This window comes from Acidovorax sp. Leaf78 (assembly GCF_001422735.1).
Lineage (GTDB): Bacteria > Pseudomonadota > Gammaproteobacteria > Burkholderiales > Burkholderiaceae_C > Acidovorax.
Window position 1 is genome coordinate 292,818 of the sequence record NZ_LMLZ01000022.1, and the last position, 18,679, is coordinate 311,496.

The window sequence follows — 18,679 nt, forward strand, 5'->3', positions numbered from 1 at the left end:
GATGAAGGAGACCACCATGAAAAAACGCGCTGCCCTGCACGCCCTCGCCACGGCCACCGCCCTGCTGCTGGGTGGCGCCGGCCACGCCCAGGACTTCCCGCCCAAAAAGCCCGTGACCCTTGTCGTCGGCTTTGCCGCCGGCGGCGCGGCGGATGCCGCCGCGCGCCTGATCGCCAAGAAACTGGGCGAGAACATCGGCCAGCCGGTGGTGGTGGACAACAAGGGCGGGGCGGGCGGCAACATCGCCCACCAGTTCGTGGCCAATGCGGTGCCCGATGGCACGGTGCTGCTGCTGGGCTCGGTGGGGCCGCTGACCATCGCGCTGCACCTCATGAAGCTCACCTACGACCCATTCAAGGACCTGGCGGCAGTGTCGGGCGGGGTGAACTTTCCGAACGTGCTGGTGGTGCACCAGGATGCGGGCGCCAAGACGCTGGCCGAGTTCGTGCAGCTGTCCAAGAAGAAGCCCGGCAGCGTGGACTTTGCCTCCACCGGCGCGGGTTCGGCGTCGCACCTGGCGGGCGAGCTGTTCAACCAGCGTGCGGGCATCGACATGACCCACGTTCCATACAAAGGGGGTGCTCCAGCCCTGCAAGACCTGCTGGGCGGGCGCATCACCTCGTACTTTGCCGCGCCGCCCACGGCCATGCCGCATGTGGAGACGGGCAAGCTAATCCCCCTGGCCACCACGGGCCTCACGCGCCCGGCGTACCTGCCGAACATCCCCACCGTGGCGGAGTCGGGCTACCCCGGCTTCGAGGCGCTGAACTGGTATGCCTTCGTCGCCCCCGGCAAGACGCCGCCGGCCATCCTGGACCGCTGGAACCAGGAGATCGTGAAAGTACTGAACGACGCGGGCGTGAAAGAGGCGCTGAACAAGCACGGCCTCACGCCCCAGCCCACCACGCGCGCCCAGCTCACGGCCTTCATGAAGAAAGAGTCCGCGCAGTGGGCGACCATCATCAAGGAGCGCAAGCTCACGGCGGAGTGAGCGCTGCGGCCCATAGACCAGCTACAGGCCAGCCACAGAGGGGCCCTGTGGGCGGCCTGCAGCGAGGCCCGGGCCTAGCCCTGCTGCGACGCCGGCTCGGTGACCGAGATGTCGGTGTGCACCAGCGACAGCGGAAAGCGCTGGCCCGCCAGGTAGTCCTCCAGACAGCGCAGCAGCAGCGGGCTGCGGTGGCGCTCCGGGCAGGCGCGGATCTCGTCGGGCGTCATCCACACCGTGCGCACGATGCCGGTGTCCAGCGTGCGCCAGTCGTGGTGCGTGCCCAGCGTGCCCGCGAACGCAAAGCGCATGTAGGTGATGTCGTCGCCGGTGCGCGTCTTGGTGAAGCGGTTGAGGTACACGCCGATCAGGGCCGTGGGCTCGAAGTCGTGGGCCGTTTCCTCCAACACCTCGCGCGCGCAGGCCTGGATGGGCGACTCGCCCGGGTCCAGGTGGCCCGCGGGGTTGTTGAGCTTGAGGCCGTCCGTGGTCTCTTCCTCGACCAGCAGAAAGCGGCCGTCGCGCTCGACGAGCGCGGCCACGGTGACGTTGGGTTTCCAGCGGTGGGGCATGGCGCGCATTATGACGAGGCAGCATGACGTGCTGCCAACAGCCCGTTCCAGCCGCCCTGCGCTGCTGTCGCGCAGGGGCTACGGCAGTGCTGCCTTGGCGCCAGTTGCCTACAGCATTCGCACCATGTACACCGCGCCTGCGCCATAGCTGGCCAGCCGCTCGCGCTGCACCGCATCGGCCAGGGGCTGCACCGCGTAGCCCTGGCGCTCCCAGTAGCCCTGCGAGCCCTGCACCGACACCAGCGCCGTGTGCTGCAGTCCCTGCGCCCGCGCGGCATCCCACATCGGCTTCAGCAGGGCGCGGGCCAGCCCCTGGCCCGCGCAGTCGGGCAGCACGGCCATGTCGTGCAGGTAGAGCGTGTCGGGCTGCGGCACCGCCTCGAAGCTGCCGTGCAGGGGCGTCACCTTGTGCCGCACCGACCGGTAGGCGGCCAGGTAGGCACACACCACGCCCGCCCGCTCCAGCACCAGCGAGCAGTTGGCGGGGCTGGCCAGGCGGCGGGCAAAGACCTCACCGCTTTCCACAAAGCCCTCGCCGTAGCAGGCCAGCTGCACCGCCAGCAGGCCGGGCAGGTCCTGCAGTGAGAGGGGGCGAACGTGAGGTGGGGTTGAGCACATCAGGGCACGGTGGTCAGCAATGGCCAGGTCCTCAATGATAGGGACGTGCATGACCTGCCGGGTCATCGACGCCGTTCACGCCCTTTTGAACAATGACCCCAGGCCGCACGCGCATGTCCTGTGCGGCCGACCCACCTGTAATCCACACCCTCAAAAGGAGCCTTGCCATGAACACCGTCGAAACCCCGGAGCACGCCACCACCATCCCCACCGCCGCCACGGTTGCCCCCGAGCTGGCCGCACGCTACATCGCCGCCTGGAACGCCACCGACAGCGCGCAGCGCGACCATCTGGTGCGCAGCACTTTCAGCAGCGATGTGCAGTACCGCGACCCCATGATGGAAGGCCAGGGCCACCATGGCCTGGCCGCATTGATCGCTGGTGCGCAGCAGCGGTTTGCGGGTCACCGTTTCACCCTGCTGGGCACGCCCGAGGGGCACCATGATGTCGTGCGCTTTTCGTGGGCGCTGGCCGCCGATGGCGCAGAGCCCGTGGCGCGCGGCACGGATATGGCGGAGGTCGACGCACACGGCCGCCTGCGCAAAGTGACCGGTTTTCTCGACTATGTCGCCGGGGCCTGACTGCGACACGGCGCAACGCGAAGCAAGGCGGCGTCAGGCCTGCACTGCAGGCCCTCACCCTCACCACGTCACTTCAGCACCGGCGCCTGCACGAAGTCGTCGAGCGACAGGCCCTTTTCCTTGAGCAAGGCTTCCAGCACGGGCTGCAGGCGGCCCAGGCTTTCCTGCACCGCCTCGCGCACGGTGTCCACCACCACCTGGGTGCTGCGCTCGATCTCGATGTTGAGCGCATCGCCCTCGCGTTTGCCCTCGAACACGGTGGCGCGGCGCGTCTCGGGGATCATCCAGATTTCGAACCAGCCCTCTGGCCGGTTCACCTCGGCCACCGTGAGGCTGGCGCCGTGGATGGCGATGTAGCCCTTGGCGAAGATATAGCGGCGAAAGGCCTCGGGCACCGCCACGCGCCACACCAGGTTGTTGTCGAACTCGCGGCGCTGCACCAGCGTGCCGGTGAAGTCCACATGGCCCGACAGCGGGTGGCCGCCGATCTCGGCCCCGTCCTTGGCTGCGCGCTCCACGTTCACGCGGTCGCCCTCGGCGTAGCTGCCCAGCGTGGTGATGTTCAGGCTCTGCAGCATCACGTCGAAGTTGGCCTGCGTGGGCGAGAGGATTTCGGTCACCGTGAGGCACACGCCGTCCGTGGAGACGCTGGCGCCGATGGCCAGGTCCTGGCAGAAGCCTGGGGGAAAGTCGAGCGTGAAGGTGCGCAGGCCTGCGCGGTCGTGGATGGCGGCAATGCCTGCCGTGGCCTGGACGATGCCTGTGAACATGGTGGGGAGCGGAGGTTGAGCCGCGGATGGGCAAAGGCGAATTTTGCCATTCGACCGCTGCGCAGGACTGTGCTCGAGGACAAGCCCCCAACATCCGTTCAGGCTGAGCTTGTCGAAGCCCGGCGCGAGGCTTCGACAGGCTCAGCCCGAACGGTTGGGGGGATGTGGAGATTTCACAACGGCCGATGGGGTAGCCCCAGCGGTCGTCACACACCGCGCGGCTGTTGCCCGCCCCGATTACTTGGCTCGCAGCAGCTCGCCCACTTCCAGCAGCACCAGCTCGTTGTCGTCCGCCTTGTTCGGCTCGCGGCTGCTGCTGAAAGGCAGGTTGTTGTCGTTGCCCACGACGATGTGCGTGCCGTCCACCACGTCCACGTTTTCGATCGTGAAGAACGGGAAGGTGAGCACGCCGTTGGTCAGCGGCTTCTTCGACAGGCGCTTCGGGTCCTGGATGTTCATGAGGTCGATGTAGCCGACCTTGCGGATCTCGCCGCCCACGTTCGCGTCGCTCATCTCGACCTTGTACACGCGCTTGAATTTGGCCAGGTCGTGGAAGCAGTCGGTGCGCTTTTGGTCTGCGGGGCAGGCCTTGTCGGCCGTGCCTTCGCCGTTGTCGCGCTCGATGATCAGGCCCATGGCGCTTGTGCCATCTCCCGAGAGGGTAGCGTCGATCATGTTGAAGTCGCCGATGGCGTGGTGGTTGGCCTCCAGCACGTACTTCCAGTGGCGGCCGGTCCACTGTTCGCTCTTCACGTCGAACTCCAGCACGCGCAGGTACTGCTTGCCGCCCACGTTCTCGTACGCCTTGGCTTCTTCGTTCCACATCGCGCCTTCGAGCAGGGCGTAGAGCTTGCTGCCGTCCTTGGACGACGCCATGCCTTCGTAGCCCTTGGAGCGCTTGACCTCGAACGGCGTGGGCTTGGCGTCTGGCGCGCCGGGCATCAGCACGCCGGGGGCGTCGGGCGAGCGCACGACCTTGCCGTCGACCTTGGTTTCGAACACGCCCAGCACCTTGCCGTTCAGGTCGGCCTTGATGAGGAAGGGGCCGAACTCGTCACCGATCCACAGCGCGCCGCCGGCGAACTGGAAGCTCTCGGGGTCGAAGTCGGCGCCGGTCAGGTAGCGCTGGTCCGTACCTTCGTGCGTGATGCGAAACGGCACCTTCTTGTCGGGGTCGTGCAGGAAAATTGTCTTCTGGCGCTTGAACTCGCCGCCCTGGAAGTCCACCGTGTAGTGGTTCAGGTACAGCATGAAGTCGGCCGAGTTGGCCTTGGCGCCGGCGCCGTTGTCGGTGAGGATCCAGAACGATCCATCGGCCATGCGCTTGATGCCCGAGTGGCCCTGCAGGGGCTGGCCCTTGAAGGGCAGCGAGACGCCGGTGTCGCGCCCGCCCGACTGGCCCATCACCGTGCCGATGGCCTCCACGCGGCGCGGGGTGGTGAACTTGCCACTGACCTGCAGGTCCTGCGGTGCGTCCTTGGGTGCGGGGATGACGGTGAACGCCGGCAGCACGGCGTGGCCGGCCAGCGTGGCGGGGTAGGCCTGCTGGGCCAGGGCAGAGGTGGAGAAGCAGGCGGCGGCGGTGCACGCCAGCAGGGCGCAGGCACCCAGGGTGGAGAGTCGGGACATGGTCGCTCGGGGCAGTGAAAGCAGATGAAGCGGCGACGATGCCGCCTGCCCGTGACGAGGGTGTGACCGTGGGGCGTCATTTGGGCAGCGCCCCGGGCCCGGGGCGCTGCCCACGCCCCGACCGCAGCGGCGCGGGCAGCGCGTGGGTCGTTGCGCTGCGTTGTGTTGCTGCGCCGCTTACAGCGGCACCAGCTCCACGCGACGGTTCTTGGCGCGGCCGCCTTCGTCACCGTTGCTGGCCACCGGGGCCAGATCGGCCACGCCGAAGGCCGACAGGCGCGCGGCCGGGATGCCGTACTGGCTGGTGAGCGCGGCGTTCACCGCCTCGGCCCGGCGCTTGGACAGCGCGATGTTGGAATCGAGCGAACCCTGGTTGTCGGTGTGGCCCACCACGCGCAGCTTGAGCGTCGCCTCGGCCTTGAGCAGCTTGGCGATCTCGTCCAGCGCGGGCTTGGACTCGGGCTTGATGTCGGCCTTGGCCGTGTCGAACAGGATGCCGTACAGGGCCACGCGGCCGGTGGTGGCGATGGCCTTGGACATGTCGCTCGCGTTCACCGTGACCATGTTCTGCTGCAGGGCGCCGGTCTCGATGATGTCGACCGCCGCGTAGGCGCCCTTGACGGCCTTGTAGTCCTTGCTGGCGTTGGCCCAGCTCACGGCTTCGACCACGATGTAGATGTCGCCCTGCGGGCGCGGGATCTTGAAGCTGGCGATGCGCGCGGTGGCCGTGTCGGCCTGGGTGAAGGTGTAGGTCGAGCGCGTGGTGTTGATCTTGCGCCAGCCGTAGGTGCACAAGAAGCAGGTGCGGTCGCGGAAGGCGTCGTCCTTGCCCGAGTCGTACAGCACCGTGCCGCCCGCAGCCTGCACCTCGTTCTGGTAGTTGCGCACCAGCTCGGCGGGCGATGCGTCGCCGGCCGCTTCGTACCACAGACGGGTCACTGCGCCTTCGACCGGCAGGGTGCTGGCCCACGAGCGCTTGGTGGTGGTGGTGTCGTACTTCTTGTAGGTGCCGGTGGGCACCAGGTATTCGTCAAAGCGCTTGTAGTCGTAGCCCACGATGGTGGAGCCGGCGAAGCGTTTGACCAGGGGGTTGTCCTTGGACCCGGCGATGTCCTGGGCCGAGGCGGGCGAGACGAGGACCAGCGCGGACACCGCGGTGGCAAGCGATACGAGCAGGCGGCGCATGAGCGTCATGGCGTCTTTTCTCCAAAAAAGTGGGCGATGCGCGAGTGTCTCCGGTTTGCCGCGGCCAGCGCGCCCCTGCGCCCGCAGGCAGGGGCCGGAGCGTGAACAATTGGGCAAAAAACCGCACCAGGGCGTGGCCGCACGGCGGCCGCCGCGCCGCAGCCCCGCCGGGCCTCAGGCCTGCATGAACACCGGCGTCCCCACGGGCACCCGCTCGAACAGGTCGATCACATCCGCATTGGCCATGCGCACGCAGCCGTGCGACGCGGGCACGCCCAGCGGCGTGCCGTCCGGGCAGCCGTGGATGTAGATGAAGCGGCGCAGCGTGTCCACGCCGCCGCCCCGGTTGAAACCGCGCTCGCAGCCGGTGAGCCACAGGATGCGCGCCAGGATCCAGTCGCGCCCGGGGTGCTGCGCGGCCAGGTCGGGCGAATACACCTCGCCCGTGGGCCGGCGCCCGACGAACACTGTGCCGGGTGCGCAGCCCGCGCCCACCTTGGCCCGCACGCGGTGCTGGCCGCGGGGCGTGCAACCGCTGCCGTGGGCCTCGCCAGCGCCATTGAGCGCGGTGGACACCGGGTAACGGGCCAGCACCTCGTCGCCGTCGAGCAGGCACAGCTCCTGCCGCCCGATGTGGATTGCGATGTGGATCGCCGCGCCCACGGCCCGCCTACCCCGCAGCCGCCACGAGGCCAGCCCCATGCCCGCGCGTGAAGGCTTCTTCAAACACCGAGTAGCCCGACCAGTCGCTGTGCGCGAACGCCAGGCGCGCCGTGGCGGGCGTGGGCAGGGCCAGTGCACGCTCTGCTTTTGATAGCTGGTTGCGCTTGCCAGGTGCGCGGTAGAGGCCGATTTGGCTCAAATACGTGACCAGCCCCGGCGTGGGGATGGCCATGGCGTGCCCGTAGCGCGTGACCTCGACCCGCGTGACGCGGCGGCGCAGGTCGGGGTGGGGCACGGACAGGGCGGCCAGCGCGCCCTCGGCCCAGTGCTGCCAGGGCTGCTGCGCCAGTTGCTGACGGCCGTCGGGCACGCTGCCCAGGGCCTGGTAGTACGTCAGCACGGTGGGGCCGGCCAGTGTGGCGCGGGTGTCCAGGCGCTGGTGGCCTGCGTCCACGTAGCCCAGGCCGCCGGGCGTGGCGTCGGCGTAGAGCACGTTGTCCCAGGCGGGCGCGGCGCCGGGCCGGTCGGTCAGCGGGCTGTCGATGTGGAGGTTGGCCACCAGCCAGGGCGCCCAGGTCAGGCGCTGCGCCGCGCCGGTCAGGAACGCGGGCGGGTTGCGCACCACGCGGGAGGCGATGTGCACCGGCAGCGCCACGATGCAGCGCGGCGCCTGCCAGCGCTCCACGCTGTCGGTGGCATGGTTGTACGCGTCCACCTCCACCCCGTGGCGGCCTTCGGTGATGCGCAGCACGCTGGTGGCGGTGCGCAGCTGGCCGCCGCCCTGGGCATTGTTCTGCAGCGGGGCCGCCAGGCGCTGGGTGATCCAGCCGTTGCCTTCGGGCCAGGTGAGCACGCTCTCGCGCGACTCATCGGCCGCCTCGCCCGGCGCATGAAAGCCATGGCGGCTGGCGAAGTAATGGATGCCCGCCCAGGCTGACACCACGGCCGTGCCTGCGCCGTAGTCGTCGCGGCAGCTGTAGTCGAGGTACCACCGCAGGTGCTCGTCGTCGAAGCCCTGCTGATCCAGCCAGGTGGCGAACGTGACGGCATCGAGCGCCTGGTGGGGCTGGGGCAGCGGCTGGCCGGGGCCCAGGGACCGCATCATCGGCATGGTGAAGCGCGCGGCCTGGGTGGCATCGTCCACCGCCTGCGCAAACCGGCGGTACTGCGCGATCGTGGTGTCGGGCACGCCGTGCACGGGCAGCAGGCCCTCCTGCCATTCACCCTGGAAGAACAGGCGCTCCTGCGGGCTGTGGCACAGGTGGCGCTCGTCGTAGCGCCAGCGGCCGGCCACGCGCTGGCGCAGGCCCAGTTCTTCCAGCAGGTTCTGCACCTCGGGCGCATCGTCGCCCGGCACCGGCAGGTAGTGCGCGCCCAGCGGGCAGGCGATGCCGCCCACCGCGCCACCCCGGCTGTTGCCGCCGGCGCTGTCTTCTAGCTCCAGCAGCGCAAAGTCGTCCACGCCCGCGAGCCGCAGCGACCGCGCCGCCGCCAGCCCCGCCACGCCGCCGCCCGCGATGATCACCTGCGCGCGCCGCAGCACCGTGGGCTCGGGCAGGGTGCCGGTCTTGAGCAGATCGCGCAGCGCATGGCCGCGCTGCATGTCGATGCCGGCAAAGCCGCCCTGCAGCGTGCGCGGCGCCTCGTCGCAGCCCGGCAGCAGAACTGCGGATGTCGCAATAGCACCCGTGGCTAGAAAATGGCGGCGTTGCATGGTGTCAGTGTGTTGGATTCGGGTCTGCAGTCAACCATCCACACCGTTCGGGCCGAGCCTGTCGAAGCCTTGTGCGGCGCTTCGACAGGCTCAGCGTGAACGGTTCTTTCATTGGCAAAACTTGCTGGGCCGCTAAGCCGTGGGGTGCAAAAAGGGAATAGGCATCTAGTGCTTTCCCCATTCGCGCTCGTAGGTGTGGACCAGCGCCTGGTTCGACAGCCGGTTCACCTCCGTCGGCACCCGTGCCATGTCGCGCGGAAAGTCGAACAGCAGCGGCAACGAGTCCAGTGTCAGAAAGCGCAGGTGGTCCGGCAGCGTCTCGGGCAGGCGCCAGGGCCGGCGGCTGGCGATGACGAAGCCCCATTCGCCGAAGCTGGGCACATGGGCGTGGTACGGCGCAGTCTGCAGGCCCACCGATTCCATGGTCTGCACCACCGTCCAGAAGCTCTTGCGCGCCACCAGCGGCGAGGTGGTTTGCACCACCGCATAGCCGCTGGCGGCCAGGCGGTTGGCCAGCAGCGCGTAGAAGCTGTTGGTGTACAGCTTGCCGATGGAAAAATTGGTGGGGTCCGGGAAGTCCACCACGATCACGTCGAAGGTCTCCAGCGCCGCAGGGGTTGCCGCTGGACTTGCTGGACCGCGCGGTGCAGTCCCAGTGTTGCTGGTGCCTGAGGCGCTGGCGGCTGGGGGTTGCGCTTCGGCACCCGGCTCGGCCGTGTTGCCCTGCAGCCACCCGAACGCGTCGGTGTTGATGATCTTCACCTTGGGGTCGCGCAGCGCGTTGCCGTTGAGCTGCGCGAGCATGGGGTTCTCGCTGAAGATGCGCGTCATGGCCGGGTCCAGCTCCACCAGCGTGACGGATTCGACCGAGGGGTACTTCAAGATCTCGCGCACGGCCATGCCGTCGCCGCCGCCCAGCACGGCCACGCGCTTCGGATGGCCGTGGGCCGACATGGCGGGGTGCACCAGGGCCTCGTGGTAGCGGTACTCGTCGGCCTGCGCGAACTGCAGGTTGCCGTTGAGGTAGAGCCGGTGGCCCAGCCGCCCCTGCGTCACGACGATGCGCTGGTAGGGCGATGCGGTGCTGAAGACGATGCGGTCCTGGTAGAACTTGTCCTCGGCAAAGCTGGTGATGTGGTCTGCCCCGGCAAAGCCCGCGATCAGCAGCGCGAGCACCATGGCACAGGCGGCCACGTGCGCGCGCAGGCGGCGCAGCTCGTGCCGAAAGAGCCACACGGCCCACAGCGCCACGGCGGCGTTCATCACGCCGAACAGCAGCCCCGTGCGGATCAGCCCCAGGTGCGGCACCAGCAGCAGCGGGAAGGCCAGCGACACCGCCAGCGCGCCCAGGTAGTCGAAGGTGAGCACCTGCGAGACCAGGTCCTTGAGCGCCACGTTGCGCTTCAAGATGCGCATGACCAGCGGGATCTCGAGCCCCACCAGCGTGCCCACCACCATCACCATGCCGTACAGCAGGAACCGGAACGCCCCCGGCGTGTACGCATTGGCCAGGAACAGCGTGGCCGGCAGCGCCCCGCCCACCAGCGCCACCAGCAGCTCGATGCGCAAAAAATGCGCAGGCAGCTGCCGCTCGAAATAGCGCGACAGCCAAGAGCCCACGCCCATGGCGAACAGGTAGGTGCCGATGATGGTGGAGAACTGCAGCACCGAGTCGCCCAGCACATAGGACGCGAGCGCTCCGGCGGCCAGTTCGTACAGCAGGCCGCAGGCGGCCACGACGAAGACGCTGATGAGCAGCGCGATGTCGATGGAACGGGCACCCTGCGACGGGGCTTGCTCTGCCGGTCGTGCGGGTGACGGTTGCACCATGGTCAACCCGCTACCCCAGCGAGTTGCGGTTGCGGTTGCGGGAGGTTGGTGCCGCGCTGCTGGGCATCAGGCATACCTGTCACGCTACGGCGTAGCTGCTCGGCAGCATGTTCGTGATGAATGACGATGTGGAGTGATTTCATGAATCGCGATGAATAGCCGACTGAGACTGATTGGGAATGATTGGGGAGCCAAGTTCAACGCAACCAATTGATGCCCAAGACTTATTTGAAGCCCATTGGGGAAAAATCCATTGTGTTTGGGATCAGTCCGGGTTTTGGAAGCTCTGCGGAGCATGAATCGTGGCATCACGTGGCGAGAGCGGAAGCTTCGAAAGTCGAGCCCAGCGCCCGGCCGCCGCCTTGGTTTTCCCGCCGATATTCCGAATGCCCTTTCTTGGACACCTCGTTGAGTAACACCTTCACATACTCCTTGCGATACGCCAACTCAGGAATCAGCAGTTGGGGGAGCAACAAGGCATAAACCGTCAAGGGCGTAGGACGCCAGATCGTCGCCTTTGCGGCCGGTCACGCTGTGTGTCAGGTGCGCTATTCCTTCCACTCATGACGCCCGTCCTACGAGGGAGAGTGTGCTTGCAACCGAGCCTGCAATTCGATGGGCCGTCAGCTCCGCAGAGGACATGTCACAACGCATTCGCGTCCATACATTGAATTTCTATTGCGGCTGCCAAGGCTGTTCGCGTGGACCCCGCGAGTGTGTTCGCTGCGGGTGCGGACGGCATGCCCGGTACGGCACTGCCGAATTCAATGAATCGCAGCCGCCACGATGATGCTGATGCCCAGGCACATCGCTGCCACCACCATGGCCAAGGCCCTGTTCTGCTTTTCGACGATTTCGCGCCACAGGTCGTACGGCGTGATCTTGTCGACGATGACGAAGCACACCCAGAAGATGACCACGCCGATCAGTGCGTACAGGATGGACCCGAGGAACGCCGCGGGCTTGAGCCATTCGATTCCCATCATGATGTGTTCTCCTTGGAACGGTTGCTGTCTGTCGATTGAATAAAAAAGAGGGGCGGTGCGCCAGCCGTGGCCTCCAGCGCCGCACCTACTTGTGGCTGCCGCCCGAGGAGTACCCACCGTACGAGCCTCCCGAGCTGCGGTAGCTGGACGAGGACGAGCAGTTCTCTTTTTGCGGGTCGCAACTGGAGCAGCGGCTGAGCAAGAGCAGCAGGATCAAAATCACCACCGCGATGATGATGATGGTGCCGCAGCCCAGGCCCGACTTGGCCACGAACGGGCCCGGGTCGTCGCGTTTGAGCACGTCCTGCTTGTCTTCGAGCTTGAAGGCCTTGGCCACCGTGTCGCTGGCCAGCTTGTCCCCGGCGGACCAGGTGATCTCGTTGGTGCTTTGCTCCATCGACAGCACGCCCTTGCTGCCCTCGAAGTCGCGGTTGAAGGTCTTCTGGCCGCGCGTGACCTGCCAGTAGAACTCGCCCAGCACGTAGGTCGTCTCGGCCTCGTAGCTGTACTTGAGCTTGTAGGTCGTGCCCAGGTAGGTGGCGGTGCTGCCGGTGCCGGCCAGCTGCGGCGCGCCGGTGGTGGGGCGCACCATGCTCCAGCCTTCTTCCGAATCGACCAGGAACGCGAAGCCGCGCTTCTGGTTGTAGAGCAGGTATTCGCTCCAGCCGAAGTGTTCGTCGTCGCCGGGCGCAACGCCCATGCGGTGCTGAAAGCCCACCACCTGCCAGTGCACGCCCTGCAGCTGGCCCTTGCTGCCCAGCGGGATGATGGGCTGCACGGGCTCGTCCTGCTCGGCAGAGCGCAGCTCGCCGCCCACGCCGCCACTGAGGTCGATGATGCTGGCGCACGAGCCGCAGGTGAGGCTCTTGGTGCTGGACAGCTGCACCTGCACCGGTGCGCCGCAGTGCGGGCAGCTGAACTGGCGACCTTTTTCTTCCTTGGCGGACTCGTCCTTCAGGCCCTGCAGCTGCAGGTCTTCGAGCAGCACAGACTTGCCGCGCTCCACATTGGGCGGGGTGTGGCCGTAGTCGATGCTGACCACTTCGCCGTCGGCGCTGCGCAGCTCAACCATGCCGAAGGGGTGCCCCAGCGGCGGTAGTTTGGGCAGCTCGCCCTGCGCGGAGATGAGCGATGCCTGGCCGGTGTAGGCGACGCTGTAGGGCTTGCCGTTGATGGCCGTGGTGGTGCCAACGCGAAAGCGCTCGGCCGCGGGCATCTCGCGGCCCGGGTCGATGGTCCGGGTGAAGACGTAGGCGCCGTTGTCCTCGCCCAGCGTGGCCAGGGTGCCGTCGTTGAGGAACGCCGCCCATTCGGTCCACACGCCCGCGTCGCCCTTGTACTGGAGGCGGCCGACCAGGGTGAAGGGAATGTCCTTGCCATCGAGCTGAATCCGCCCGCTGGCCATGAGCTGCAGCGGGCTGTGGTCGTCGAACAGCTCGGCCATCTTGCCCAGGCGCTGCAGCACGTCACCGTTGCGCACCACGGTGCTCTGGCAGTAGCCGCAGACGGCGTGCGTGGACTGCGCGCTGCGGAATTCAACCGGCGCGCCGCAGCCCGGGCAGGGCGCGCGGTAGTAACGCTGTGTGGGGTCGGCGGTGGCCATCGTGCTGTGTTGGTGCTGCGCCGTTCAGCGCGATGCAGGGCCGGTGAAGGCCCTGGCGCTTGTCCCTCGCGCGCAGGCAGCTATTATTATGATAGCAACCGGGTCAGATCAGCTTCTTGAGCAGCTCGGCCTTCTTGGCGTCGAACTCTTCCTGGGTCAGGATGCCCTTGGACTTGAGCTCGCCCAACTTCTCCAGCGTGGCCATCACCTCGTCGGGCCGCACGCCCGCGGGCGCAGCCGCCGCCTGGGCAGCCGCTGCGGCAGCAGGAGCCACCGGCGTCTGCAGGCCTTGCTGCAGGTTCTGCGCCAGCACCTGGCCCAGCGCCACGCCGGCCCCGAGGCCCATGGCGTCGCCCGCAATGCCTCCACCGCCGTTGCCCGAGCCTTCGGCGAACTTGGGGATGGCCTGCGCCGTCTGGTACTGCATGAACTTGGCCATGTCGTTGCCGACCATGCCCATGCCGATCTTCTGGTCGAGGATCTTCTGCAGCTCTTCGGGCAGCGAGACGTTCTGGACCGTGAGGTTCTCGATCAAGAGGCCCAGCTTGGCGAAGATGGGCGCGAGCTCCTTGGTCAGCGCATCGGCGAACATGACCTGGTTGGCCGCCAGGTCCAGGAACGGCAGGCCGCTGCCGGCAATGGCGTTGCTGATGTTCTGCAGCACCAGGCCGCGCAGCTGGCCTTCGAGGTCCGCCACGGGGTAGGACTCTCGCGTGCCGGAAATCTCGGTGTGGAACAGCTTGGGGTCGGCAATGCGGAAGGAGTAATTGCCGAACGCGCGCAGGCGCACCGCACCGAAGTCCTTGTCGCGGATCGTGATGGGCTGGGGCGTGCCCCACTTCTGGTCGATCTGCTGGCGCGTGCTGAAGAAGTAGACGTCGCTCTTGAAGGGGGACTCGAAGAGCTTGTCCCAGTTCTTGAGGTACGTCAGCACCGGCAGCGTCTGCGTGGTGAGCTTGTAGGTGCCGGGCGTGAACACGTCGGCCACCTGGCCTTCGTTCACGAAGATGGCCATCTGCGACTCGCGCACCACCAGCGTGCCGCCGTTCTGGATTTCCATGTCGCGCATGGGGAAGCGCCAGGCCAGGGTGCCGTCCCCCTCTTCGGTCCATTGAATGATGTCAATGAACTGTTTCTTGATGAAGTCCATGAGGGCCATGTCTGCTCCCAAAGCAAAGAGAAGGGGGTTGAAGAGAGCGGCCATCATAGCAACGGGGCTGCAGGCCTCCGGCGCTTTTTTCAGGGTGCGGCCGTGAAGTAGTTCACACCCTGCGCTGTCCTCGTACCGGCCAGCACAGGCTCGGCACGGTGCATAGCGGCTATCTCTGCATTAGCGGCAATCAATTGGTGTTCGCTATTGAGAATGCCTACCATTCACTCCATGCCTTCCCGAGCCGTTCCACACCCGGGATCGGCGTTGCCACTGACAGGAGCCCCACCATGACCCGCATCCGCCAAGCCGCTCACCAGAACAAGACCATGCTGATGAAAACCGGCAGCTATTACCTGGTACACATCTGCGTCGCCGCGATGGTGGCCTACGCGGTGACGGGCAATTTCTGGGCGTCGCTCACGTTGAGCCTGCTGGAGCCTACCGTGCAGGCGGTGGCGTTTTTCTTTCACGAAAAGGCCTGGGACCGCAAGCTGCGCAAAGCCGCAGGCACAGCGCCCGGTGGTGCGCATGCAGCGCTTGCGGCACAGCCCGGGTGACGAGAGTCCGAGCCCTTCCTTCATCCATCAGCAACCGACCCCGCAAGGAGCCCACCATGTACAAGATTCCTCTGCACAGCCGTTCGACCGCTGGCCTGGCGTTTCAGCGCTGGCTTGTCGACCGCTTGGCGCGCATGGCGTCGACGCACTGACGCCATCGTCGGAAAACCCGGCGCAAAAACGACGATGCCCCGCAATCGGGGCATCAGGTGATACAGAAGGGGCCAGAAGCAACTGCAGCCCGCCACGGCGGTTTGCTTGCCGGTCAGGCCCGGGTGTCGAGCAGCGATCCCATCATCTGATCCTGCGTCTTGATGGTCTGCAGGTTGGCCTTGAACGCATAGGTGGCCGACATCTGCTCCACCGCCTCCTGCTCCAGCGCCACGCCCTTGGCGTCCTGCTCGCGCTGCACCGTGGCCTGCACGCCCGCACTGTCCTTGGCCTCCTGCTGCGCCACCACCTCGCGGCGGTAGCCGGGGGTGTTCATGTTGGCCACGTTGTTGGCCGAGGCATCCAGGCGCAACTGGGCGGCCTGCAGGCCGGAACTGCCGATGGAGGAAATGCTGGCCATGGTGTGCTCCGCGATAAGGGCCGATAAATAAGTTGGTAGCCGAATTGCCATTGTTCTCGCAACTGTTGCAGCACGCAAGGCCAAACGGTTCTAGCAGGTAGGCACTGTGATGATCGGCGTACAGACCAGAACGCGCACCGGAAGTGCGAACACGTTTTGCTACATAAAATCGCACGATCTTTACACATCAAGAAGAGGGAAAATGAACAAGTTCGTGTTGATGCTTGCTGTACTACTTTCTGCTTGCGGAGGAGGTGGGGGGGGCCACGATGCCCCATCAACTCCTGCTCCTGCTCCTGCTCCTGCTCCTGCTCCTGAGCCAGTTCCGCCCACTTCGCCAGCCCCTGCTGAGAACACTGGTTCTATAGCGTTGACGCCTTCGGTACTTGACGTTTCCACTGTCGAAGGCGAATCACAGAATGTCACACTGACAGTCAAGTTAGCCAAGCCAGTGTCAGGCGCTGTATTTGTCGATCTGTCACTACCCCCTCCGTTCGAATCAAGAGGCACTACCGAAAAGATCGACGCTTTAACCTACAGTAGGACTCTGACAACTTTCAGCAACCTCAGCGCAGGAACTAAATCCGGACTCCTGACCGTATCGATAGTTGTTTGTCCTAACGGCTGTGGGGATGCCCAGGTGATTCACGAATCGAAGCATCCGTATCGTGTCGAGGTATTACCCGCCCAGCCAAACTTAACGCCATTGCAGCGCTTGGATGGCGCTGGTGCTTGGTCCTCTCGTTATGGCAATGGAGCCAATTCAAGCTACGTGCCAACTACAGTAAAACTGAACCCCGCGTCGTTCAAATTGCGATGGAAAACGGCGGACACTCGATTTATATCAAGCCCATTGACTGCCAACGGCTACATAATCGCGCACACGGGATCAAAATTGGAAGCTCTACGTGAGCATGATGGAGCACGCATATGGAGCATCAACTCCAATCCCACTTCAGCAGATGAACCCGTCATTCTAAAAAATAAAGTATTTACACCAGAATATTTGGGATTTGACAGCGCAATAACCGGCTATGAAATTTCAACAGGGCAAAAATCGCTCTCCATTCTTGGTTCATCCTCTAAGCTTCGCACTGATGGAGAATCATTGTATTTCGACTACTTAAAAACCATAGCCGGCCAAACATTTTACCAATTGACGCGTACTGATTCAGCGACCGGAGCCGCTGGATGGCAAATCCAGCATGATCTCTTCAGAGCAGATCGCAGGGTGGCGATTGATGATCAGTATGCTTATGCTTATATGTTCAATAAGCTCCGTGTTTTTCGCAAAAGTGATGGAGTTGAGGCATTTTCCTTAGATCATGAACTCGGGGACAACGCGACATCCCGCCCACTGACGGCCATGGTTGATAGTTCCCAGCGCATTATTGGGGGCTGGTATAGCTTAAGTCACGCGTACCTCACTAGTTTCTCGATTGTCACAAAGAAGCAAATGTGGTCTGTCAAGGATGGCTTTAGAAGCTTACCTAGCCTTGCGCACAACATGCTCTACACAGTGGCTACACAAACCAACAGCGCTGAGCGACCATCCCTGCAAGCGCGTTCTGGAGACACAGGCGCCGTCATCTGGAGTGTCTTGCTGCCGGATACTGTTAATTCAAATCAAAACGTGATGTACGAGGTCATTACCGTCGGGGATATTATTTTTATATCTTCAAATCGACTAGTTGGAGGCGCGACCTACGCGGTCGACCGCAACACGCGACAGATCGTTTGGACTTATCCGGTGACAGGTAGGATGGGTATATCCGAGAACGGATCCCTACTAATTCAATCGTCGAGTGGCAACTTGTTGGCATTTAACCTTCGATGACATAGATATCGATCCAGCACCGCAGATGGGACGCACTCCGCGCGGTGTCTTTCAGCAAAGCTTAGTCAGCGAAGACTGAGGACAGGTAATAATTAGAACAGCACAGCACAAGCACATCGCATCTGGCTGATCTATATGCCTACTCGTCTGGCTGCTCAGGCAGTGGCATGCAGCAACGATTACCTGATTTCGCCTTGACGGGGTAGAGAGCAGATGTTTGCCACTGCACCCGTAGCGCTCGTGTGCAGCCAAGACATTCTGAGGCAGCATCGCGGGTCCATCGCAGAGTTGCCACTGGAAGAGGGAGAAACTCAGCTCGACGGAATGACCCGAGCGAAGATGAGAAGAGCTGCAATCTTCAAGAGCACAAGGAATGCAAGCCGGCTTCATCATCCATGTGTCTGCACCAGGCACTGCGCAAACGCCTGCGCGGCCCGCGGCGGCTGGGGCGACTTGCGCAGCACGCTCACGAATTCGCAGCGGTAAAAGAACTGCGCGGGCGACACCGCCTGCATCAGCCCCTGGCGCTCGAAGCTCTCCGCATAGTGGTCAGGCAGAAAACCCAGGTAGCGCCCGGACAGGATCAGCGTCGCGATCGACTCCTGGTCGAACCCCGTCGCCTTGCGCGGCAGGCGGGCGCTGTGGCTGAGTTCCATGTTGGGCGAGTGGTAGCCCAGGCCGGCGAACTGGTAGGCGCGCAAGGCCTCCCAGGTCAGGCTGGCATGGTCGGTGCCGAACAGCGGGTGCCGGGCGCCGCAGTACAGCAGCATGGTCTCGGTGAACAGGTTGGCATACACCAGGCTTTGCGACGCGCGGTGCGCCGGGATGATGCCCACGTGGAAGCTGCCGTCGATCAGCCCGCGCTCGATGGCGTTGATGCTGGCCACGTGCATCTGCAGGCTGACCTCGGGCGCCTGGCTGGCGAAAAGGGCGATGGCGTCGCCGATGTGCGCGGCGGGGTTGCTGGCCGTCTTGTCGAACACCGCCACCTCCAGCCGCCCGCCCATGCGGCGGTGGATGTCGTCGATGCTGCTGCGAAAGGCGTCCACGGCGGACAGCAGGCGCAGGGTTTCGTCATACACGCGCTGGCCCTCGGCTGTGAGCGCAAAGCCCGCGCGGCCCCGGCGGCACAGGGTGAGGCCCAGGCGGGTTTCCAGGTCCTTCATGTGGCGGCTGACGGTGCTGGTGCCGATGTTCAGCTCCAGCTCGGCCGCCGACATGCCGCCGCACTCCACCACGCTCTTGAACACCTGCAAAAGGCGCAGATCCATGTCACTGAGCTGGCCCAGCACGGCGCGGTGCCGGGCGTTGGGGCTCGACAGCGATGTGGCCGGGGGAACGGAGGATGGCTCGGGGGTGTCTTTTACTTGCATAAATCGTCAAGTAAACATTGATATTGCACTATTGGAGAGATTAACAGGC

Annotated in this window: 18 protein-coding genes; 4 read left to right on the top strand and 14 right to left on the bottom strand. The window is 65.0% G+C overall.

Annotated features, from left to right (window positions below):
- Positions 1-16 precede the first annotated feature (16 nt).
- Complete coding sequence (locus ASF16_RS19840) at positions 17-991, top strand: tripartite tricarboxylate transporter substrate binding protein (RefSeq protein WP_056171730.1); 975 nt, start codon at positions 17-19, stop codon at positions 989-991.
- 74 nt (positions 992-1,065) lie between these two features.
- Here ASF16_RS19840 and ASF16_RS19845 read toward each other — a convergent pair whose 3' ends face one another.
- Together ASF16_RS19845 and ASF16_RS19850 are read right to left on the bottom strand one after the other, a co-directional pair.
- Complete coding sequence (locus ASF16_RS19845; RefSeq protein ID WP_056171731.1) at positions 1,066-1,560, bottom strand: NUDIX hydrolase; 495 nt, start codon at positions 1,558-1,560, stop codon at positions 1,066-1,068.
- A gap of 108 nt (positions 1,561-1,668) precedes the next feature.
- On the bottom strand, positions 1,669-2,178 hold the full coding sequence (locus ASF16_RS19850; protein WP_056171734.1) for a GNAT family N-acetyltransferase: 510 nt from the start codon (positions 2,176-2,178) through the stop codon (positions 1,669-1,671).
- Between the two features lie 167 nt (positions 2,179-2,345).
- Between ASF16_RS19850 and ASF16_RS19855 the strand changes: the two genes are divergently transcribed.
- Complete coding sequence (locus ASF16_RS19855) at positions 2,346-2,759, top strand: nuclear transport factor 2 family protein (RefSeq protein WP_156372143.1); 414 nt, start codon at positions 2,346-2,348, stop codon at positions 2,757-2,759.
- A 68-nt stretch (positions 2,760-2,827) separates the two neighbouring features.
- Here ASF16_RS19855 and ASF16_RS19860 read toward each other — a convergent pair whose 3' ends face one another.
- The 10 genes from ASF16_RS19860 to ASF16_RS19900 all read right to left on the bottom strand — a co-directional run bounded on the left by ASF16_RS19860 (position 2,828) and on the right by ASF16_RS19900 (position 14,298).
- On the bottom strand, positions 2,828-3,529 hold the full coding sequence (locus tag ASF16_RS19860) for a riboflavin synthase (protein ID WP_056171389.1): 702 nt from the start codon (positions 3,527-3,529) through the stop codon (positions 2,828-2,830).
- 237 nt (positions 3,530-3,766) lie between these two features.
- Positions 3,767-5,158 carry an esterase-like activity of phytase family protein gene (locus tag ASF16_RS19865; protein WP_056171392.1) on the bottom strand — a complete coding sequence of 464 codons (1,392 nt, stop codon included), beginning with the start codon at positions 5,156-5,158 and terminating at the stop codon, positions 3,767-3,769.
- A 177-nt stretch (positions 5,159-5,335) separates the two neighbouring features.
- Entirely contained in the window at positions 5,336-6,352 is a 1,017-nt protein-coding gene (locus tag ASF16_RS19870) for an OmpA family protein (RefSeq protein ID WP_056171395.1), read from the bottom strand.
- Between the two features lie 165 nt (positions 6,353-6,517).
- Complete coding sequence (locus tag ASF16_RS19875) at positions 6,518-7,069, bottom strand: L,D-transpeptidase (protein WP_235507449.1); 552 nt, start codon at positions 7,067-7,069, stop codon at positions 6,518-6,520.
- Positions 7,014-8,720 carry an NAD(P)-binding protein gene (locus ASF16_RS19880; RefSeq protein WP_056171398.1) on the bottom strand — a complete coding sequence of 569 codons (1,707 nt, stop codon included), beginning with the start codon at positions 8,718-8,720 and terminating at the stop codon, positions 7,014-7,016. Before ASF16_RS19880 ends, ASF16_RS19875 begins: the two co-directional genes overlap by 56 nt.
- Positions 8,721-8,885: 165 nt before the next feature.
- On the bottom strand, positions 8,886-10,550 hold the full coding sequence (locus tag ASF16_RS19885) for a polyamine aminopropyltransferase (RefSeq protein ID WP_082517050.1): 1,665 nt from the start codon (positions 10,548-10,550) through the stop codon (positions 8,886-8,888).
- Between the two features lie 308 nt (positions 10,551-10,858).
- Positions 10,859-11,041: a hypothetical protein gene (locus ASF16_RS26285; RefSeq protein WP_156372144.1), complete on the bottom strand. Its 183-nt coding sequence runs from the start codon at positions 11,039-11,041 to the stop codon at positions 10,859-10,861.
- 273 nt (positions 11,042-11,314) lie between these two features.
- Positions 11,315-11,536 carry a DUF350 domain-containing protein gene (locus ASF16_RS19890; protein WP_056171400.1) on the bottom strand — a complete coding sequence of 74 codons (222 nt, stop codon included), beginning with the start codon at positions 11,534-11,536 and terminating at the stop codon, positions 11,315-11,317.
- A gap of 85 nt (positions 11,537-11,621) precedes the next feature.
- Positions 11,622-13,139, bottom strand: a complete 1,518-nt coding sequence (locus ASF16_RS19895; protein WP_056171402.1) for a DUF4178 domain-containing protein — start codon at positions 13,137-13,139, stop codon at positions 11,622-11,624.
- 103 nt (positions 13,140-13,242) lie between these two features.
- Positions 13,243-14,298 carry an SPFH domain-containing protein gene (locus tag ASF16_RS19900; protein WP_056171403.1) on the bottom strand — a complete coding sequence of 352 codons (1,056 nt, stop codon included), beginning with the start codon at positions 14,296-14,298 and terminating at the stop codon, positions 13,243-13,245.
- 281 nt (positions 14,299-14,579) lie between these two features.
- Between ASF16_RS19900 and ASF16_RS19905 the strand changes: the two genes are divergently transcribed.
- Positions 14,580-14,849 (top strand): DUF2061 domain-containing protein, encoded by a 270-nt coding sequence (locus tag ASF16_RS19905; protein ID WP_056171405.1) that lies wholly within the window; start codon positions 14,580-14,582, stop codon positions 14,847-14,849.
- A 265-nt stretch (positions 14,850-15,114) separates the two neighbouring features.
- Here ASF16_RS19905 and ASF16_RS19910 read toward each other — a convergent pair whose 3' ends face one another.
- Positions 15,115-15,420: a flagellar basal body protein gene (locus ASF16_RS19910; protein WP_056171407.1), complete on the bottom strand. Its 306-nt coding sequence runs from the start codon at positions 15,418-15,420 to the stop codon at positions 15,115-15,117.
- A 202-nt stretch (positions 15,421-15,622) separates the two neighbouring features.
- Between ASF16_RS19910 and ASF16_RS25625 the strand changes: the two genes are divergently transcribed.
- Positions 15,623-17,257, top strand: a complete 1,635-nt coding sequence (locus tag ASF16_RS25625) for a PQQ-binding-like beta-propeller repeat protein (RefSeq protein WP_082517051.1) — start codon at positions 15,623-15,625, stop codon at positions 17,255-17,257.
- Positions 17,258-17,646: 389 nt separating this feature from the next.
- Here the strand turns inward: ASF16_RS25625 and ASF16_RS19915 are convergent, their stop codons facing one another.
- Entirely contained in the window at positions 17,647-18,549 is a 903-nt protein-coding gene (locus ASF16_RS19915; protein ID WP_056171410.1) for a LysR family transcriptional regulator, read from the bottom strand.
- Positions 18,550-18,679 lie beyond the last annotated feature (130 nt).